The organism is Pseudomonas serbica (assembly GCF_028823535.1).
Taxonomy (GTDB): Bacteria; Pseudomonadota; Gammaproteobacteria; order Pseudomonadales; family Pseudomonadaceae; genus Aquipseudomonas; species Aquipseudomonas serbica.
In genome coordinates this window covers 1,018,802-1,036,191 of sequence record NZ_JAQIYM010000090.1, presented here as the reverse complement: position 1 = coordinate 1,036,191, position 17,390 = coordinate 1,018,802, and the positions used below count along the sequence as shown (strand labels likewise).

Annotated in this window: 21 protein-coding genes; 6 read left to right on the top strand and 15 right to left on the bottom strand. The window is 55.6% G+C overall.

All coding sequences use genetic code 11. From position 1 onward, the window contains the following. Nucleotides 1-32: 32 nt before the first annotated feature. The 10 genes from NQL71_RS36505 to flgB all read right to left on the bottom strand — a co-directional run bounded on the left by NQL71_RS36505 (nucleotide 33) and on the right by flgB (nucleotide 7,501). Entirely contained in the window at nucleotides 33-296 is a 264-nt protein-coding gene (locus NQL71_RS36505; RefSeq protein WP_274644486.1) for a hypothetical protein, read from the bottom strand. Further along, nucleotides 277-1,308, bottom strand: coding sequence for a flagellar assembly peptidoglycan hydrolase FlgJ (gene flgJ / locus NQL71_RS36500; protein ID WP_274644485.1), 1,032 nt, complete (start codon nucleotides 1,306-1,308; stop codon nucleotides 277-279). The genes NQL71_RS36505 and flgJ overlap by 20 nt, the downstream gene beginning before the upstream one ends. Next, entirely contained in the window at nucleotides 1,308-2,441 is a 1,134-nt protein-coding gene (locus NQL71_RS36495; protein WP_274644484.1) for a flagellar basal body P-ring protein FlgI, read from the bottom strand. The genes flgJ and NQL71_RS36495 overlap by 1 nt, the downstream gene beginning before the upstream one ends. Before the next feature lie 17 nt (nucleotides 2,442-2,458). Next, nucleotides 2,459-2,956 carry a flagellar basal body L-ring protein FlgH gene (locus NQL71_RS36490; RefSeq protein WP_425520702.1) on the bottom strand — a complete coding sequence of 166 codons (498 nt, stop codon included), beginning with the start codon at nucleotides 2,954-2,956 and terminating at the stop codon, nucleotides 2,459-2,461. Nucleotides 2,957-3,151: 195 nt separating this feature from the next. After that, entirely contained in the window at nucleotides 3,152-3,934 is a 783-nt protein-coding gene (gene flgG, locus NQL71_RS36485; protein WP_274644483.1) for a flagellar basal-body rod protein FlgG, read from the bottom strand. 50 nt (nucleotides 3,935-3,984) lie between these two features. Further along, entirely contained in the window at nucleotides 3,985-4,737 is a 753-nt protein-coding gene (locus NQL71_RS36480) for a flagellar basal body rod protein FlgF (RefSeq protein ID WP_274644482.1), read from the bottom strand. 18 nt (nucleotides 4,738-4,755) lie between these two features. Continuing rightward, on the bottom strand, nucleotides 4,756-5,901 hold the full coding sequence (flgE, locus tag NQL71_RS36475; protein WP_274644481.1) for a flagellar hook protein FlgE: 1,146 nt from the start codon (nucleotides 5,899-5,901) through the stop codon (nucleotides 4,756-4,758). Nucleotides 5,902-5,967: 66 nt separating this feature from the next. After that, entirely contained in the window at nucleotides 5,968-6,660 is a 693-nt protein-coding gene (gene flgD / locus NQL71_RS36470) for a flagellar hook assembly protein FlgD (protein WP_274644480.1), read from the bottom strand. Nucleotides 6,661-6,665: 5 nt separating this feature from the next. Further along, nucleotides 6,666-7,082, bottom strand: coding sequence for a flagellar basal body rod protein FlgC (flgC, locus tag NQL71_RS36465; protein WP_274644479.1), 417 nt, complete (start codon nucleotides 7,080-7,082; stop codon nucleotides 6,666-6,668). Nucleotides 7,083-7,090: 8 nt separating this feature from the next. Then, nucleotides 7,091-7,501 carry a flagellar basal body rod protein FlgB gene (flgB, locus tag NQL71_RS36460; protein ID WP_274644478.1) on the bottom strand — a complete coding sequence of 137 codons (411 nt, stop codon included), beginning with the start codon at nucleotides 7,499-7,501 and terminating at the stop codon, nucleotides 7,091-7,093. 219 nt (nucleotides 7,502-7,720) lie between these two features. Here flgB and flgA point away from each other — a divergent pair, with 219 nt between their 5' ends. The 6 genes from flgA to NQL71_RS36430 all read left to right on the top strand — a co-directional run bounded on the left by flgA (nucleotide 7,721) and on the right by NQL71_RS36430 (nucleotide 11,940). Next, the gene (flgA, locus tag NQL71_RS36455) at nucleotides 7,721-8,392 is read left to right on the top strand and encodes a flagellar basal body P-ring formation chaperone FlgA (RefSeq protein WP_274644477.1); all 672 of its coding nucleotides are present in this window, start codon (nucleotides 7,721-7,723) and stop codon (nucleotides 8,390-8,392) included. Between the two features lie 100 nt (nucleotides 8,393-8,492). Further along, complete coding sequence (gene flgM / locus NQL71_RS36450) at nucleotides 8,493-8,750, top strand: flagellar biosynthesis anti-sigma factor FlgM (protein WP_274644476.1); 258 nt, start codon at nucleotides 8,493-8,495, stop codon at nucleotides 8,748-8,750. A gap of 28 nt (nucleotides 8,751-8,778) precedes the next feature. Beyond that, entirely contained in the window at nucleotides 8,779-9,231 is a 453-nt protein-coding gene (locus NQL71_RS36445; protein ID WP_274644475.1) for a flagella synthesis protein FlgN, read from the top strand. Nucleotides 9,232-9,265: 34 nt separating this feature from the next. Beyond that, nucleotides 9,266-9,874 carry a hypothetical protein gene (locus tag NQL71_RS36440; protein WP_274644474.1) on the top strand — a complete coding sequence of 203 codons (609 nt, stop codon included), beginning with the start codon at nucleotides 9,266-9,268 and terminating at the stop codon, nucleotides 9,872-9,874. A 9-nt stretch (nucleotides 9,875-9,883) separates the two neighbouring features. Next, nucleotides 9,884-10,210 carry a thioredoxin gene (gene trxA, locus NQL71_RS36435; RefSeq protein WP_274644473.1) on the top strand — a complete coding sequence of 109 codons (327 nt, stop codon included), beginning with the start codon at nucleotides 9,884-9,886 and terminating at the stop codon, nucleotides 10,208-10,210. A 155-nt stretch (nucleotides 10,211-10,365) separates the two neighbouring features. Further along, complete coding sequence (locus NQL71_RS36430; protein ID WP_274644472.1) at nucleotides 10,366-11,940, top strand: methyl-accepting chemotaxis protein; 1,575 nt, start codon at nucleotides 10,366-10,368, stop codon at nucleotides 11,938-11,940. Between the two features lie 56 nt (nucleotides 11,941-11,996). On the opposite strand, the gene NQL71_RS36425 is transcribed toward NQL71_RS36430, so the two are convergent. The 5 genes from NQL71_RS36425 to NQL71_RS36405 form a co-directional block, all read right to left on the bottom strand. After that, nucleotides 11,997-13,319 (bottom strand): hypothetical protein, encoded by a 1,323-nt coding sequence (locus NQL71_RS36425; protein WP_274644471.1) that lies wholly within the window; start codon nucleotides 13,317-13,319, stop codon nucleotides 11,997-11,999. A 35-nt stretch (nucleotides 13,320-13,354) separates the two neighbouring features. After that, nucleotides 13,355-13,987 carry a hypothetical protein gene (locus NQL71_RS36420; protein ID WP_274644470.1) on the bottom strand — a complete coding sequence of 211 codons (633 nt, stop codon included), beginning with the start codon at nucleotides 13,985-13,987 and terminating at the stop codon, nucleotides 13,355-13,357. A gap of 64 nt (nucleotides 13,988-14,051) precedes the next feature. Further along, nucleotides 14,052-14,678 carry a hypothetical protein gene (locus NQL71_RS36415; protein ID WP_274644469.1) on the bottom strand — a complete coding sequence of 209 codons (627 nt, stop codon included), beginning with the start codon at nucleotides 14,676-14,678 and terminating at the stop codon, nucleotides 14,052-14,054. Between the two features lie 14 nt (nucleotides 14,679-14,692). Continuing rightward, nucleotides 14,693-16,060: a hypothetical protein gene (locus NQL71_RS36410; protein ID WP_274644468.1), complete on the bottom strand. Its 1,368-nt coding sequence runs from the start codon at nucleotides 16,058-16,060 to the stop codon at nucleotides 14,693-14,695. A gap of 1 nt (nucleotide 16,061) precedes the next feature. Further along, entirely contained in the window at nucleotides 16,062-17,249 is a 1,188-nt protein-coding gene (locus NQL71_RS36405) for a hypothetical protein (protein WP_274644467.1), read from the bottom strand. Between the last annotated feature and the right edge of the window lie 141 nt (nucleotides 17,250-17,390).

Here is a 17,390-nt window from a genome sequence, read left to right as displayed (position 1 = left end):
CTACCCTGGGACAAAGACCTTCATTGATAGAGCTAGGCTTGTTTACTGCGCCTTTTCCTGAGGAACTGGAAGATTTCCGGGATCAGCTTGTACCCTACCAGCCCCACATAACCGACGGCAAAACCGAGTGAAAAGTGGCTCAACACGTTGTTGGTTAAGGCTACATTGGTGACTTCAAAGAATCTATTGATCAACATCAGCAGTAACGGAACCACAGGTAACGCAAGGTATTCCCATTGCCAGAGTTTGTGGTGCTTGAGCCAGCCAATCACACGCTTACCAGAGGCTGGAGCCAAAGGGCACCTCCTGCGCCGCAACTTTAGTCGCTGGCACCAATTGACCAATATTATTCATCACCGAAATCAGCTTGTTGGCGTATTGCGGGTCAGTCGCATAACCGGCCTGTTGAATGGCGATGGCTGCCGCTTCACCGGTGCGCGCATTGATCACCCCTTTGTAACGCGGGTTCTGATTCATCAGCCTGGCATAGTCACAGAACGACTCTTCGTCACTGCCATAGACCCTGAACCGCTCGACCCTCTTCTGCGCCTGGCCGTCGATGTACTCGGTAGTGGTGACGTCGGTCGTCGGCCCTTGCCAGTAATTACCAGCCTTGATCCCGAAGATGTTGTGGCTGTCGGCGCCGGTGCGCGTTGGAAGCTTCTCCCTGCCCCATCCAGTCTCCAGAGCGGCCTGGGCCATGATGAGCGAAGGATGCACCCCGCTCACCTCGCTGGCGACCTGTGCAGGCCGGGTCATCCGGTTGACGAAGGCCGTCACGTGCGGAGCTCGTTCGGAATTACTGAAGCGTTGCGCGAACGGGTTACCGCCTTCACGTGTGGCCTCGTCGTTGACTACCTTGGTGACCAAGTGGCGTTCGCCGGCATCGGGCGGAGTGACGTTCAGCACCCGCTGATTGTTGAGACCACCCAGGGCACGAGGCATGGCCTTGGGAATGCCGGCGATGAGGTTTTCTTGCGCCTCCCTCGGATCGGTCGGGATCATTCCCTTGGCCCGCATATCGCGCTGGATCTGCTCGGCAAAGCCCATGCCCTTGCCCGTGGTCGCCATTTTCTGCGCGTACTGGGCATCGAGCATTTCGGTGTACATGTCCGTGGTTTTGGACTCAACCAGGTCAGACTTGATACCCGACTCACGCATGCTCTTGAACATCTGCGTCAGCAGGTAGGCCTCAAACTGCTGGGTAGCCTGCTTGAGACCCTTGCTCTGATCCTGGCCCGCCGTCGTCTTCAGCCGTTGCAGGCCGTTGACATCAAACGCCAGGCTGTTATCCGTGGACATGCTCATCAAATGATCTCGATTTCAGCGCGAAGCGAGCCAGCCGCTTTCAGCGCCTCAAGGATCGACATCAGGTCAGCCGGCGAGGCTCCCAATGCGTTCAGGGCTTTCACCACTTCCTTGAGGTCTGCAGAACTCTCCAGGGTGCGTAAGCCACCGCCCTGCTGCTCGACCGACACCTTGCTCTTCTTCGCCGTTGCTGTCTGGCCGCCCGAAAACGCGCCCGGCTGGCTGACCAGCGGATCGGTATCGATTGTGATCGCCAGGTTGCCCTGGGCCACCGCTGCCGGGTACAGCTTAACGCCTTCGTTGAGCACCACCACGCCGGTGCGCGAGTTGATCACGACTTTCGGCAGAGCCTTGCTCGGCGATACGTTGATGTCGTTGATGCGGGCCATGAAATTGACGCGAGCGTTAGCCGCCTGCGGCCCTTCAAGTTCGATCATCCCGCCGTCCGCCGCTGATGCCACGGTGCGGTTGAACTCGGAGTTAATAGCGAACACCACCTTTTGAGCAGTGTTGAAATCCGGCTCGCGCAGCAACAGTTGCAATTTGCCCGTGTTATCGCCCAGCACCAGCGGAATCTCACGCTCGATCATGGCGCCATGGGCAATACGCCCACCGGCCTGCTGGTTGATGGTCACACTACTGCCGTTTGCGCCAGCCCCAGCACCACCTGTCATCAGGTTGCCCTGAGCCATAGCGTAGATCTGCCCGTCAGCACCTTTGAGCGGAGTCATCAACAAGGTGCCGCCGCGTAGCGTCTTGGCGTTGCCAATCGACGACACAACGATGTCCAGAGACTGCCCAGGGCGGCTGAACGGCGCCATCTTGGCGGTGATCATCACTGCAGCGACGTTACGCAACTGCATGTTGGTGCCCTGTGGCACCGTGATGCCCAGGCTCGACAGCATGTTACTCAAGCTTTGCCCGGTAAATGGCGTCTGCGTTGTCTGGTCACCGGTACCGTCCAAACCGACGACTAGCCCGTAACCGACCAGCGCGTTTTCACGGACGCCGGCGAAATCCGCGACTTCCTTGATGCGCTCGGCCTGAGCCTGACCGACAAATAGCCATGAGCAAAGCCCAAGTGCTAGCGCCAGGGTCAGGCCTTTGGGGGTGAACCTGTGATTAGACTGCATCTGTCAATTCATCCGCTTTAAAAAGGCCAGAGGTTCATCATTAGGCGGTGACCCCAACCCATTGTCTGAGCCTCATTGATGTACCCGTCACCCACATACTCGATCCTGGCTTCTGCCACCTGAGTTGAAGGGACGGTGTTCTGGGCGGTAATGGTACGTGGATTTACATAGCCAGAGAATCGAATAAATTCCTTGCCCTGGTTAATCCCGATCTGTTTTTCGCCCCTGACCTTCAAATTACCGTTGGCCATGACGTCCATGACGGTCACGGTGATGGTACCTGTGAAGGAGTTTTTGGCGTTTGAACCCCCGCCACCCGCGAAATCATTGGCGCTTTCAACCTCAACGCCAAAATCTGCGAGCTTCTTGATCTTGTTCGGCACCAAGCCTGGGGTAAACGACATGTCACCTTTACGGGTCGCGTTCGACGCCGATGACTTGCTGGCGCTGACTTGCTCATCCAGCACAATCGTCAAGATGTCCCCGGTGTTGCGCGGGCGACGGTCTTCGAACAAGGGCTGAAAGCCACTGTTCTGGTAGATCGACCCATTCGCCAAAGGCGCCTGTCGCTGAGGCAGTTCAGTCATTGGGGTCGTGTCGACCAATGGCTTTTGCGGGATCCATGCACAACCGCCCATCAGGGCGGTGAGCGTTAGGATGACCGCTGGGCGTGAACGTTTAATGTAAAATGTCACGTCAGCACTCCAGGCTTAAAGCGAAGACAGGCGGCTCAGCATTTCGTCAGAAGCTTTGATGACTTTGCTGTTCATTTCGTAGGCACGCTGGGTCTGAATCATGCTGACCATTTCTTCGACGACGTTCACGTTAGAACTTTCGACGTAGCCCTGGTAGATGGTGCCGGCGCCGTTCGAGCCTGGCTGGTTTTCGTTGCGGGTGCCGGATGAGTCAGTTTCGAGGTACAGGTTTTCGCCGATGGACTGCAAGCCAGCCGGGTTAACGAAGGTGGCGACCTGCAACTGACCAACCTGGGTACTGGCGGAGTTGCCCGGCGTGGTGACCGAAACAATGCCCTCTTTGGATACGGAAACCGACAACGCGTTGTCAGGAATGACGATGGCTGGTTCGATCTTGTAGCCGCTCGCGGTGACCAGCTGGCCAGTCGAATCTTTCTGGAAACTGCCGTCACGGGTGAATGCAGTGTTGCCGTCTGGCATTTGCACCTGGAAGAACCCATTGCCGTTGATGGCCAGGTCATTCGAGTTGCTGGTGCCTTGCAGGTTGCCCTGGGTGTGCAGGCGGACGGTAGCCACCGGGCGCACGCCGGTACCGACCTGCATGCCGGTTGGCAAGTTGGTGTCAGAGGAGCTGACCGCGCCAGGCTGGCGGATGGTCTGGTAAAGCATGTCTTCGAACTCAGGGCGCGAGGCCTTGAAGCCGTTGGTGCTGGCGTTCGCCATGTTGTTCGCGATGACGTCCAACTTGGTTTGTTGGGCATTCATGCCCGAGGCAGCGGTAGACAGTGAAGGAAGCATGGAAAATCCTTATGTAAGTTGGAAAGCCGGCCCAACTGGGCCGGCAAACATCAATTCATTGCCAGCAAACTGTTGGCGGCTTTTTCGTTCTCTTCCGCCGAACTGATCGCCTTCATGTTCATGTCGTAACGCCGCTGGGTGTTGATCATGTCGACCATCGCCGAGGTGGCATTGACGTTGCTGCCCTCAAGGGCGCCGGACGTCAGACGTGCATTCTCATCGAGAGGCAAAGGCAGCATCTGGCCATCGGCATCAGCTGGTGCCCGGAACAGGCCATCGTCACTGCGCTCGAGCTGACCGCGATCCGCCGTGACCAGTTTTACCCTGGCCACTTCGGAAATCGAATCCGCCTTCTGCCCCGCTTCGATCACGCTAATGGTACCGGTCGAACCGACACTCACCTGGCTGTCCAGCGGCACCAGGATCGGGCCAGCCTCGCCAATCACGGCCAGACCGCCGATGTTGAGCATGCCGTTTCTGTCGACCTGCACATCACCACGACGGGTGTACGCTTCGCTGCCATCTTTGGCCTGAACAGCAATCCAGGCATTGCCTTTGTAGGCAAAATCCAATGCCCGGCCCGTCGCGGAAACAGGCCCCGCCGTCATATCAGCGCCAGGAGTCGCAGCCAGCGGCAGGGTGCGGGTATGGAACCCGTCCCCTTCCACCGGTACCGACTGCATCGCCGACAACTGCGCCCGAAAGCCCGGCGTCGTCACGTTCGCCAAATTGTTACTGACGACCGCTTGCTGATCGAAGCTCTGCTTGGCCCCGTTCATGGCGGTGTAAATCATGCGATCCATTGTCAGGGCGCCCTATGCTTAGCGAAGGTTGATAGCTTGTTGCAGGATTTCATCCTGCGATTTGATCGTCTGGGCGTTGGCTTGGTAGTTACGCTGCGCAACGATCAGGTCAACCAGGTCATGGCTGGTGTCGGAGTTCGACGCTTCCAGCACACCGCTTTCAACAGTGCCCAGGCGGCCAACGCCAGCGGTACCCGTGACAGCTTGACCCGATCCCGTGGTGGCGGCCCAGACGTTATCACCCAGCGGCTTGAGGCCTTCAGGGTTAAGGAAGTTGGCCAACTGAATGGTGCCGACCTTGACCTTCTGCTCGTTGGAGTAGTTGGCCATGATGGAGCCGTCTTTATCGAAAGTGACCCCGATCATCTGACCATTGGTGTAGCCGTCCTGCACCAGGGTGTTCTGGTAGTTATCGCTACCGAACTGAGTCGAACCCTTGAAGTCCATGGTGAAGTCGATGTTGTTCGCACCGTTGGTCATCGGGAACTGGAAGTTCGTCGGCGCATAGGCGTTCAGGCTGCCGTTTGTGGTGAAGTTCAACGGCTGCGGAGCGCTTGCGCTCATAGCACCGTCCATACCCGCTCGCACTGACCACTGGTTTACACCAGTTTTGGTGTAGTACAGGGTGACGGTGTGCTGGTTGCCCAACGAGTCGTAGGTGTTCGCGGTGTTGGCGTAGCTGTACGTGTCCGGGTCAGCCATGTTGAACGCGGCTGTGATGATCGGCTCGCGGGAGTCGACGTTGACCGCCGAGGCCACTTTGGTAGTCGCGTTCGACAGCATACCGGCGTTGGAAATCTGGATCGGGCCGTTCGGGCCGATCAGACGGGCGCCCTGGGCGTTTTCGAGAAAGCCTTCCGGGGTCATTTTGACCTGGCCGTTGCGAGAATACACCGTTTCGCCATTCTGGCTGAACTGGAAGAAACCGTCACCGCCGATGGCCAGGTCAAGGTTACGCCCGGTGGCTTCCAGGTTGCCGTTGTTGAAGTTCTGGATAACGCCAGCCACACCCACGCCCATGCCGACCTTGTTCGCGTAGACGTCGGCGAACTGGACTTTGGAGGACTTGAAGCCCACGGTTTGGGAGTTGGCGATGTTGTTGCCGATCACGTCAAGATTCTTGCTGGCGGCGTTCAGGCCGGACAACCCGGAGTTCATGCTCATGTTTTTTACCCTCAATAAATTGCGCGAACGAACGGTTTATTCGTCTGCATTAAAAAAATGATGTGGTTACAACACCTGGCGCACGTCGGTCAGGCTGACACGGCCCAGCGTGCCGCCGAGGTCGAGCAATGCACCGCCGTCGGCAGTCTTGGAAACGCCGCTGACGAGTCCGTAGGTCAATGCGGTAACGTCCTGAGCGGCACCGCCCGTGCTCGCGGTAATCTTCACCTTGTAGGCGCCATCCGGAGCGACCGTGCCATCGGTGAGTTTGCCATCCCAGGTAAAGGACTCGGTGCCCGCCTTCATTGCGCCCAACTTGAACGAGCGCGCTTCAACACCGGAGGCATCAACAATCGATACCGTCACGTTGTCGGCATCTTTCGGCAAATCGATCCCAAATGGTGTGGTCTGGGTGATCTTGGTTGTCGCGTCGGTACCCACCAGCACACGATCACCCGGCACCAGCACGCCGTGACCAATCAAGGCGGTGGCTTGTAGTTGCTGGCTCGTGTTGATCTGGGTGGTGATGTTGGCCATGGTCTTGTTCAGATCCTGGATGCCCTGCACCGTGTTGATCTGCGCCAATTGAGACGTCAGTTCGGCGTTTTCCATCGGCTTGAGCGGATCCTGGTTCTTCAACTGCGTGACCAGCAGCGTCATGAAATTGTTCTGCAGATCGGCGGCGGTGTTCTTGCCCCCAGAAGTCGCAGCAGCGGTCTGGTTCACATTGTTAAGGGTCGTGACGTCCATCGTGCTCATCGAGATCAGGCCTCAGCAATCTTGAGTGTGTCGGCCATCATCTGTTTGGCTGTGTTCATCACTTCCACGTTCGCCTGGTAGGAGCGCGAGGCGGAAATCATGTTGACCATCTCGTGCACCGGATCCACGTTTGGCATGGTGACGTAACCGTCAGCGTTGGCGTTCGGATCGCTGGGCCGGTATTCCATTTTCATGGGCGCCGGATCGTCGATAACACCGGTCACGCGAACACCGCCGATGCCATGACCCTGATCAGCGGCTTCAAAAATCACTTGCTTGGCGCGGTACGGCTGGCCGTCCGGGCCCGAAACGCTGTCAGCGTTGGCCATGTTGCTGGCCGCGACGTTCATGCGCTTGGATTGCGCACTCAATGCCGACCCTGATGTGTCGAAAATGTTAAACATCTGTACGCTGTTCGTCATGCGAAGGCTTACTCCGGCTGCATGGCGGCCTTAAGGCCACTGATGTTGCTTTTGATAAAGGTCAAGCCGGCCTGATAACGAACGCTGTTATCAGCGAAGGCTGCCCGCTCCCTGTCCATATCGACGGTGTTGCCATCCAGGCTAGGCTGATCTGGTACGCGGTATTTAAGGTCACGCACACTGCTAGCGGTCGAATGACCGTGCAGGTGGTTAGGTGAGGTAGCGGTCAGCTCCAGGCCCTGGCGGGCGCGTCCTTGTCCAACGGCGGTGCGCAGTTCGCTCGCGAAATCAAAATCGCGGGCCTTGAAGTTCGGGGTATCGGCGTTGGCGATGTTGTTCGCCAGCACCTTTTGCCGTTCGTTGCGCAGGTTCAACGCCTCTTGGTTGAACCTGAGGGCGTTATCGAGCTTATCAACCATCCGCAAAAAGCCTCTGAACATTGAAAATCAAAACGCAGGATAGAGTGCAACATTGCATATCAATTGTCAAAACAGCCGAGCATTTTCGGGGGTATTGAGGGTTTTATTTAGCACATATCCGTAATTACAGATGACGTGCTGGCAATTTACTGCTAATCTTTCAGATATCTTCGAAATCCTGTTCACACCTTCTATATATGGCCTGAATACAATTTACCGATGAACATAAAACTCCCCTGGAAAGCCATTTTTGCCTATTCACTGCTGACCGGCGCCGGTCACGTTCAAGCCAGTGATTTGGACGACACGGTACGCAGTACCATCCTGCAGGCCATCAATCGGCCCGATGAAGAGGTCAAAGTCAGCATTGAGCGGGCCAGCGGACTCAATGATTGCGACGCACCAAGTGCCTCATTGCCCTACCCTGTGCCGGAACGTGGTGGCCGGATCAGTGTCAGCGTCCAATGCGACGGCCAGGCGCCCCGCTACATCCAGGTCACGGTGGGCATCATCACCCAATACGTGGCGAGCACCACGGACATCGCGCAGGGCCAAGTGATTACCGCCTCCATGTTGCGTCTGGCCAAGGGCGACCGCGCTTCCCTGCCGGCAACTGTTCTGATTGATCCGGCTGCAGCGATTGGTCAACAAGCCACCCGCCACATCAAGGCCGGTGGGTTTGTGCAGGCCAGCAGCGTGAAACCCCAGGTGTTGGTTGCTCGAAACGCCCGTGTGACCGTAGTCGCCGCAGGTGCTGGGTTTGCGGTACGTCATGACGGCACCGCACTCGATGCCGGGGCTAAAGACGCGGAAATTCGTGTCCGTCTGCTCGGAGGCGGCATCGTCAAGGCCGTCGTTGTGGACAAAAACACCGTCGGCCTTCCACTTTAATGCCCAACACCGATATTTAACCGTTTCATCGGCTTCGACGATCAAGTTTCAGGGACGACATGCCGATAGACATGAAACAATCCAAAACTGAGAACGACACGTGAAAATTGAACGCTCGCCTGTATCCGTCGCCGTGGTGGCCGAGTCCGGCTATAAAGCCAAGAAAATTGACAACGAGCGCCCAGCCGCGCAACCATCAGTAATCACCGACCTACAATTCGATCAGTCGTCTTCGGCAGCTGACGTTGATATGGTGAAGGTCAACCAGATCCGGGCCGCTCTCGCCAACGGCACTCTGACCTTCGATCCGTCGCGTATCGCCGATAAAATGATCCAGAGCCTGCGTGAGCTGGCCTGAGTCCGTACGCATCAACTGGAGCTAGAACATGAGCTTTATCCAACACCTTGAAGCACGGAAGAGCAATCTCAAAGAATTTGTTGCACTACTGAAGGAAGAACAGGCCCTTTACAGCACTGTGATCCTGCTGGGTGATGCCATGATCGAAATGGCGGAACGCAAGAATGCCTTGGCCCTCAAAGCTGAACAGTTGAGCAAAGAAACGAACCTGGGCCTGATCAAGCTCCAGTACCCCACCGGACGTGAAGGTGCACAGCGCCTTGCTGAAGAGAGCAACTGCCTGCCGTTGTGGGATGAAATTGTCGACTTGGCGATGAAGGCCAAAGTACAGAACGAAGTGAACGGCACCCTGCTGCAAATGCGGTGGCAGCCTACCAAACAAATGTCGGCACTGCTGCAGAAGCTGTCCGGCTCAGCACTCTACGGGCCGGACGGCAAATCCGCCCGAAACGCCATTGGCGGAGTTTCTGCCAAGGCCTAAAACAAAAATGTCACCTAACTGAACGAGCATAACGATGACCGAGCTTACTCAACGGCTCCTTGAGCAACTGGTAGACTGCCAGGAAAGCGATATTCCCCCGCTGAGGATCATTCACTTGATGGCCTCCGAGATCATGCGCATGCGCGCTTATGGCGACATGATCCCGGCCCCCGACGAGACTCTGCGCCAGCAAGCGGCGGTATTGCTCAAGCAATTCCACAAAGATGACGACGTCGGTCGGGCCTACAAACGTGTGGGTCAATTGCTCAAGGAAAAATTCAACTCCGACAGTTACGAACTCATCGAGCAGTTGGCCTTGTTCGTCGCCGGCGAATCCCCTGTGGATGATGATTCCGAGTGGCTGGAAATCAGCCTGGATATGCTGCGCGAGACGGAAAAGGTCATCAACGATGCCGTGGGCTTCGGGCGTACAGGTGACGCCAATCTGCACAACAACACCCTGATCATGGTGCGCAAATTCATCGAGAAATCGACGAATGACCACACTACCCTCGTACAGAAAGCCTTCATGACACAAATGAAGCAGGCGGTCGATGAGATCGTCTACGGCAAATCTGTCGGCCTTGATGAACGCCAAGGCCTCTTGGTTCGCTTGAACGCCATTCTCCCCGACACTGAGTAACGAATTTCCATGAACGAACTGATCACCGCCACCACCACCGACACCTTTGACGCCGACGTCCTCACCTCGAAAACGCCGGTGCTGGTGGATTTCTGGGCGGAATGGTGCGGCCCGTGCAAGATGCTGGCGCCCGTGCTTGACGAGTTTGCCACCACGTACAAGGATCGCCTGAAAATCGTCAAAGTCGATATCGAGAAATGCCCTGAACTGACCCAGCGGTTCCAGGTGCGCGGCATTCCTGCCCTTCTGCTGTTCCGTGATGGCCTGGTGCAAGGCACAAAAATCGGTGCGTTGACCAGAACCCAATTGGCAGCCTTTCTCGACCCGCTGGTATAAGCACTGGCAATTATCGACAATTATTCGATAAGGCAACCTTCCCAAGACGCAGGCAAAAGCCTGCGTTTTTGTTTTTCTGCAATTAATTTACCGGCTTAATCACCTTCAAGTTAGACTATGCCCAGATAGACTGTGTGGCTTTAGGAGATTTGAAAGTGCTACCCCTCCGTACTACCTCTGCTGTTGAGCGTACCTTTTCCCCTGAACAGCGCTTGATCTCGACCACCGATACACACGGCAATATCACCTACTGCAACGATGCCTTCACTGCCATCAGCGGCTACTCACAAGATGAACTGCTGGGCAGCCCCCACAACATCGTGCGCCATCCCGATATGCCACCCGCCGTATTCGGCGTCATGTGGTCATACCTCAAGGCCGGCAAGAGCTGGATGGGGGTAGTAAAAAACCGCTGCAAGAACGGTGACTTCTACTGGGTGAGTGCCTACGTCACAGCGATCAAGGAAAACGGTAAGGTCATCGGCTATGAGTCCGTTCGGGTAAAGCCGACACGAGAGCAGATAGACCGCGCTGACGCGCTGTATGCACGAATCCTCCAGGGCAAGCGCCCGGTAGCCCCAAAGGATCATCTCTACGCCATTGGCGCACGCATGGCTGCCCCGCTCGTGGCCGCATCAGCGGCCTTGGCAAGCATGACGTGGCTTTCACAGTGGCCGGCCCAAGCAGCTGTAGTGACCCTGATCGTCGGACTGGGCGCGTGGTCGGCCAGTCGCCTGGAATCTCACTTGGCGCGTATGAAAAACTCCGCTCCAGACGCGTTCTGCGACCCAATCAGCAGCCTGGTCTACGGCACTCAATATGGCGCTGCCGGGGTGCTGGAAATGCTCCTGATCAGCGAAGAAGCGCATTTACGCACTGTCCTGACTCGCGTCACTGACTTGGCTAAGCAGGTCACCACCGCCGCCAGGGAATCCTCAGGCTTGGCCGCGAAAACTGAAATGTCTCTCACCAGGCAGCGAGCGGAGACTGACCTGACGGCCACTGCCATGACTGAAATGGCAGCATCGATCATGGAAGTCGCGCAAAACATCAAACTTACCGCTGAGCAGGCCGGCACCGCCAACACGTTGACCGATCAAGGCCAAGCCGTGGCCAACCAGACGCTCAACGCCATCAAGGTTCTGGCGACAACCGTAACGAACATCAGTGAAGCGGTGGACACCCTGGCCAAGGAAACCCAGCAGATTATGGTTGCTGCCGGGGTAATTGAATCCATCGCTGACCAAACTAACCTTTTGGCTTTGAACGCAGCAATCGAAGCCGCCCGCGCCGGCGAACAGGGTCGCGGCTTTGCGGTGGTCGCCGACGAAGTGCGAGCACTGGCGAAAAAGACCCAGCAATCTACTCAGCAGATCCAGGAGGTGATTGAGGTGCTCAAACGCGGTGCCGATGAGGCCGTCAGCATTGCCAAGGTGGGGATCAGCGAAGCGGATCAGGGCGTCCAGCAGGTCATTGCCGCCCAGCTGGCCTTGCAAGGTATTTCTGCGGCGGTCGAGCAGATCACGCAGATGAGTCAGCAGATGGCCTCGGCATCGGATCAGCAGGCCCAGGTGGCGGAGGATATCTCACAACAAATCAATAACGTAGCACTTACAGTCGAGCAATCATCTGAAGATGCAAAAACCGCCGCGATATGCGGTGACGAGTTGGAGAAGTCCTCCATCGGCTTGCATGAGCTGGTGGCCCGGTTCGACCGGGTCAGCAAGTAGGTCTGGAATTCAACGCAGGCTGCAAGGCCTGCGCTTTTTCCGGCAATTTAGCCAAATTAAAGGCCAAGGTCTGCCGAGAAGGCCCTGCCCTTGCCCTTCAATGACACCAGGGCCTGGAGCTCCTGGTGACGCCGCATGATGAAGTCCTCCAGCACCGGCGTGACCTGCTCACTCACCTGCCCCATCGCTGTCTTGATGTCCGCATACGGCAACAGCTGATCGAGCAAGTCATCAAAATGCTCGGGCGACGATTTCAGGATCCCTGGGTACACGACGCGCACGGTGGCCAAGGCTACCATCAGCTGGGTAAAGCCTGCGTGGCGGGCCACTTGATCATGCTCGATGGTGTTAAGCAATTCATTGAGCTCCCGCACCAAGGCGGTTTCTTCCAAGGGGTAAGCAGTAAAATGTTGGGAAGCCCCAAGCGGCGCCAGCTTAAATGAACTGAGGAGCTGATGGCTGTCCATCTGTAACGTGTCCAACACCAGGGCCGCCAATTTAACCGGATCGAATATCTGAAGATCCTGGGTGGACAGCTGGCCGGCAGACAGTGTGACCGCTTTCTTCAAGCTGTTGCACATCAGAGTCAAGGTTTCCGTCAACGACTGCGCAAACACGTTGCGCTGCCGTGCCTGGCGGGCCAGCAAATGGAAACTCGTGTTGTGGGCTACCTGACTATCTTGCGCAACCTCTTCCTCACTCTGTTCAAGTACATGAAAGCGGGCCAAATACGCGTTGGCCACGTTCTGCAACTTGATGAGACATTTGCCATTGGAGTCATTGTCTATGGCTGAAACAGTCAGCGAATCCATTTGATCCCGGAAATGCTCGTAGCGCGTATCCCCATTATGGGATGCCAGATCGATTACGTGTTGTGCATGCGTCAGCATGGAGAAGCCGTGAGAAAGCAACTGCAAGAATTGCCCCTCACCCTCAAGCAATTTGAGCAGAGATGAGACGACTTCAGGCTCTGGCTGAGTCAGCGTCTTGAACTCAGTATCTAGGTGCATCAACCCCTCGCGGTTGGTGTCCGTCAGCGAACGGTAGAACCCTTTGACCTTCAGGATGAAGGGAAAGTCTTGATACTCCGCCTTCAAGGCCTCTGCCAGGACGCAGATAAGGCTGTAGTCGTGAGTATGAGGCGTTGAGCCGCTGCCAAGTTCATTCTGCTCCAACGCGCTCTCAAGCGCCCCACGCAACACGGACTCCGGCTGGCCGGCGAGCGAAGCGATCCCCTCCAAGGCATGTAACGCGCTTTGCGAGGTTTTGTTCACCCGGCTCAGGAACTCGCTACCCAGCAGCTGCAACAGATACGGGTAATTGGCTGGATCCCGGCTGATGACCTCACCGCTCCATTGAATTTCGTAGGACTTCGTCATGAACCTGCCCAGGCGTAATGGATGATGGCGTTAATTTAAAGGGATAAATCGTTGGAAAAGATCTTACCCCGAACGATCAGGTTGTGGGCATTTTCCTGTAATAGTCGGTCGCCAATGATTTCCCCCAGGCGGGCTAGATTCTTGTGGTTCAGACCGATGTCGGCAAAGTACCCTTCTGGCCGGCTTTTGAGGAACATCCGGGCCAGCTGTGACGTCTCCGTATTGGGGTACTTCATCGTACTGTCGGCAAGCAGCGTGCTGACCTTCGATGTCTTACTAAATTTCAGGTGCACCGAGCTGTAGGAGTGTTCCCACAACGCGCTGACAAAATTGGTCTCGAAATTTCTGGTATTGGCGTCCAGCCAGCGAAAAATATCGACTGCCATGGCCTGGTACTCTGGCGTGCTCGAATTGGCCTGACCCCTAGCAGAAAACATATCCTCGTTATCCTGCGCTATGTCGTAATTGTCCATGTTCCTATTTTTGTAGACTTCGACCAGGAAGCTATTTACTTCCATGTCCAGAACGTCCAGTTGGTCAGGCTGCTCACGCATGTCCTCAACGAAACTATCGAATTGAGCCCTGGTCAGATCGCCATGCAACAAATCCTCAAAGAGCTTGTAGATGTAAAGTGCATCTTTCTTATTTTCAACGGCTTGCGTGCTCATTTTCGTGTCTTCTCTAAAATGGGTAGCGCTGATGTTTTGGGCTCAATTTTGATGGTCACAGCCGTCAGACCCCAAGCTCCTGGGCGAAAATGTGACCGGCCATGGGCAGGTTCTTTTTGCTTTCCGCCAGCAGACGGTCTCCCAGGACATGTTTCAGGCGCACCACCCGGTGGTAATCCAGGTCAGCGTCCTTGAAATAGCCTTCAGGCCGGGATTGCAGAAACATCGAGATGAGCCTACACGTTGGTAGATTCGGCATTGTCTTCAGAGGAAACTCAGTCAGAGCCAGCAACTGCTCGTTCTTCGTCATATGTCCCAAAACCAATGTTGGCGGCAGTCGTTTGATACCGGCCACAAAATTTACCTCAAACTGCCTGGTGTTGACCTCAAACCAGCGAAGTACTTCCAGAGAGAACTGCTGATACTCCAGGGTTTTGATGGTCTCCAGGCCAATTTCGTCGATGTACTCACGATTCCTTTCTTCGTAATCAGCCATCGTGGCGTCTTCCTCGAGGTCGGCGTCAATGAAAATCTTCTGCAGATCGGCCTCAATTATTTCCATGTAAACCGGATTTTGTCGCATGCTCTCGACAAAGCTATCAAACATCTCTGGCGTCAAGGTGCCACCAATTAAGCGGATGAAAACCGTAACTACGCTCAGTGCCAGCGGTGGCGAAATTGACGTGCTCACTCTTTAATCCTCTCCTAGACCCCAAGATCATGGCTAAAGTTGTTGCCGATGGACTTCAACGGCACCAGGTTGTGCAGGTGGCGATGGTGACGCAGGATGTATCCGGCCCACAGGTCGTTCTCAGCTTCATTCAACGCCGGCGAAATGGACGCGAGATCCGCGTGGGGTGCCAGTAGCTGAAACAGGTCATCCAACCCCCCTTTGGCGATCTCCTGATCATGTATTTTGACGAGGTCTTCCTGCGCCAGCTTGAGAGTGACGATCAAAAGGTTGGTAAATGCGGTACGTCGCTCGGCGGGGTCATGGGCTGTTGTACCGAGATACGCGTTCAATTTCTCGATCCGACCCGTCTCCGCAAGCTTTTTGTTGTCAAAGTACCAGTTGAGGTTCGTGTTGTTCGGGCTGCGCTTCACTGAATTGATGAATGTATTCACAGGCACCTGAAACGTGTTTAACGCTAGCTTGAGCACGTTTTCCGGCTGCCTGCTCAACAAGGCGTTCGTCCCCTCCGTGATCCAAGGCGTAGGTTTTGGATCAGGGTTTCCCTCAGTTGGATTTAACAGCTTCAACAGCCTGGAAAGGACATCATCAAGCGTGTCCCCGATCTGATTCCGTGCACGACTACTGTCGAGTATGAATTTGAACAGTGGGTTTAACCGTTCGCGGGCCAGGCATTGGTAATCTTCGGGTTCTTGACCATAGTCTGTTTGACTGGCTCTGTTGTAGAAACTGAGATAGTCCGGCAACGCCTTAATACCAAAGTTGAAATAATTCTGACCCACATAGCGCAATTGAGCGCGCTCTATGGGTAGCGTCTGCCCTTCCTCTTCCAGTCGGGTCAGAATTGCCTCGGCCATGCAAAGCAGCGGAATCTGCTCGCGGCTCGTTTTAGCTGCTGGTAAAGCTAGATCAAGCCCTTCTGAGAAGCTCAACAGCGCATTTAGTTCGGTCAAACCAGGCAGATCGACCTGTTCAACCAATTCAACCAAATCCTTCGCCGCCCCCTTCAGTCTGCCTTCGTTACGGTCAGAATACTTATGCGGCGGCGACAGGGCCAATAAGAGGAGTCCAGTTTTCGGGTGCGACTGCACCAACACTTCTGAGACACCTCGAAGAAGATTGAAATCTGCATGCGTCGTTGACCGACATGCGAACCCAAGATGCTCAGCGTCCGCAGCAAGGTTGACCAAGGCATAGCAGGCGTCATCACCCTGATCGAGCGCACCAGCCAATTCGCCCATGAAGTTGACCACCTCAGGAGCCGACTCGAATTGCGCTTCAAGAATCGGGTCAGGATCCATAATCCGGCTCTCGATGAAGTCCACCAATTTGGCGTTCAAGGCTTCGGACAGAACCACCTCGTTGATCTGATCGTCAGACACGTTAAATCCCCAAGTCCTGAATGAATTGTTCTTTACGGTCTTCCAGGCTCAGGAATCTCGCCTCATCAAGGTGATGACGAATGATAAAGTCGGTCAGCACACGCCGGGCATTCGGAGAGGCAAGCTCATGGGCCGCCTGTAGCGAGGCGTACGGGGCGATCTCTTGCAGACAGACATCGACCTTGGCTTGAGGCAGATCCCGCAACACAGTCGCGTTGGCGACCGCCATGAGCAGATTGGAGCAGGCGGACTGACGCCCGTTGGGGTTGTCTTCAACCGTCCGCAATTTGGCCATCAGCAACGACACCTTATCAGCGAGGTTTTCGAAGTCCGGCAATTCCTGCCCTTGTGTGAGAAACGGCTCCAAATCAATAAACATAGGCAAGGATTTGTTCGACAGCCCCCTCAACGCCAGATCGATGCGATAGGCCGGCGAGTCATACCTCGATCCTAAGCTAGTAATTCGGGTTGATGCGTTTGGCTGGTCATCCATCAACCTAACCGCATTGAGCAACACGGATCGACTATTGCCCAACACATTCTGGCAGGACTCTTGAAGTCCCTGAAAGAATTGGTTGCCCAGGGTCACCCGCCGCATGGCATGTTCCGCCGAGATCTCCCCACTCTCAAGCATGCGCTGAGGCGCCTCTGCCATAGGTCTGAGGTGCCCAATCATGTCGTTGCCACAAACCAGCTCAAAGATGCCAAGCAGTCCAGTCTGCTGCTCCCGCAGCGATAGTAAGATGTCCTTACCAGCGGCGCTCAGTGCCTCAATACTTTCACCGGTGATGGCCAGCAGGTAACACAAATCTGTTGAGTCATCAGCGAGTGGCCGAAACATATAGCGATTCAAAGCGCACTTTACGTAGCGCTGAATTGAATCTATTTCAGCTCCAGTGACAGGGCGATCCAGGAACAAGCCGAGCACTCGGTGAGTGTAACTTTCGATGTCCTGCGTTGCTCGATACTCACTGATGCACGTCATGACGTACAGGCTGGTTAGAGGTCGTTCAGTGAGCAGTTGCTCGGCAACATCCTCGAGAAACCGCACCGTTAGCGTCCGCTCCACCACCTCCTGGATCGTACTGGGACTCAACCAGTTGTATAGCCGGGTAACCCCATGTCGATCCGCATGCTTATCTGGCTCCACCGGGAGCCCGTCGACCAGAGCCAGAATGGCACGAGACACTCCCTCCGTTGCCGGTGGCTGAGCCAAAGTGGCTAGGAAGTGGTTAGCTGGAGGCATGAGAACGATCTACTGGGGGCCTTTTGTTTATTCTGCCGAACGCAGTCCATCCGGCGCAATGGAACCCAGGAAATTCGTCAATTT

What these genes read in the sequence shown, in the direction of transcription:
- flgB (WP_274644478.1), bottom strand. Translation starts at nt 7,501, where the DNA reads ATGGTTGATAAGCTCGATAACGCCCTCAGGTTCAACCAAGAGGCGTTG.
- flgE (WP_274644481.1), bottom strand. Translation starts at nt 5,901, where the DNA reads ATGAGCATGAACTCCGGGTTGTCCGGCCTGAACGCCGCCAGCAAGAAT.
- NQL71_RS36445 (WP_274644475.1), top strand. Translation starts at nt 8,779, where the DNA reads ATGAGCTTTATCCAACACCTTGAAGCACGGAAGAGCAATCTCAAAGAA.
- NQL71_RS36420 (WP_274644470.1), bottom strand. Translation starts at nt 13,987, where the DNA reads ATGAGCACGCAAGCCGTTGAAAATAAGAAAGATGCACTTTACATCTAC.
- flgD (WP_274644480.1), bottom strand. Translation starts at nt 6,660, where the DNA reads ATGAGCACGATGGACGTCACGACCCTTAACAATGTGAACCAGACCGCT.
- trxA (WP_274644473.1), top strand. Translation starts at nt 9,884, where the DNA reads ATGAACGAACTGATCACCGCCACCACCACCGACACCTTTGACGCCGAC.
- NQL71_RS36440 (WP_274644474.1), top strand. Translation starts at nt 9,266, where the DNA reads ATGACCGAGCTTACTCAACGGCTCCTTGAGCAACTGGTAGACTGCCAG.
- flgG (WP_274644483.1), bottom strand. Translation starts at nt 3,934, where the DNA reads ATGCTTCCTTCACTGTCTACCGCTGCCTCGGGCATGAATGCCCAACAA.
- NQL71_RS36425 (WP_274644471.1), bottom strand. Translation starts at nt 13,319, where the DNA reads ATGACGAAGTCCTACGAAATTCAATGGAGCGGTGAGGTCATCAGCCGG.
- flgJ (WP_274644485.1), bottom strand. Translation starts at nt 1,308, where the DNA reads ATGAGCATGTCCACGGATAACAGCCTGGCGTTTGATGTCAACGGCCTG.
- NQL71_RS36480 (WP_274644482.1), bottom strand. Translation starts at nt 4,737, where the DNA reads ATGGATCGCATGATTTACACCGCCATGAACGGGGCCAAGCAGAGCTTC.
- flgA (WP_274644477.1), top strand. Translation starts at nt 7,721, where the DNA reads ATGAACATAAAACTCCCCTGGAAAGCCATTTTTGCCTATTCACTGCTG.
- NQL71_RS36495 (WP_274644484.1), bottom strand. Translation starts at nt 2,441, where the DNA reads ATGCAGTCTAATCACAGGTTCACCCCCAAAGGCCTGACCCTGGCGCTA.
- flgC (WP_274644479.1), bottom strand. Translation starts at nt 7,082, where the DNA reads ATGACGAACAGCGTACAGATGTTTAACATTTTCGACACATCAGGGTCG.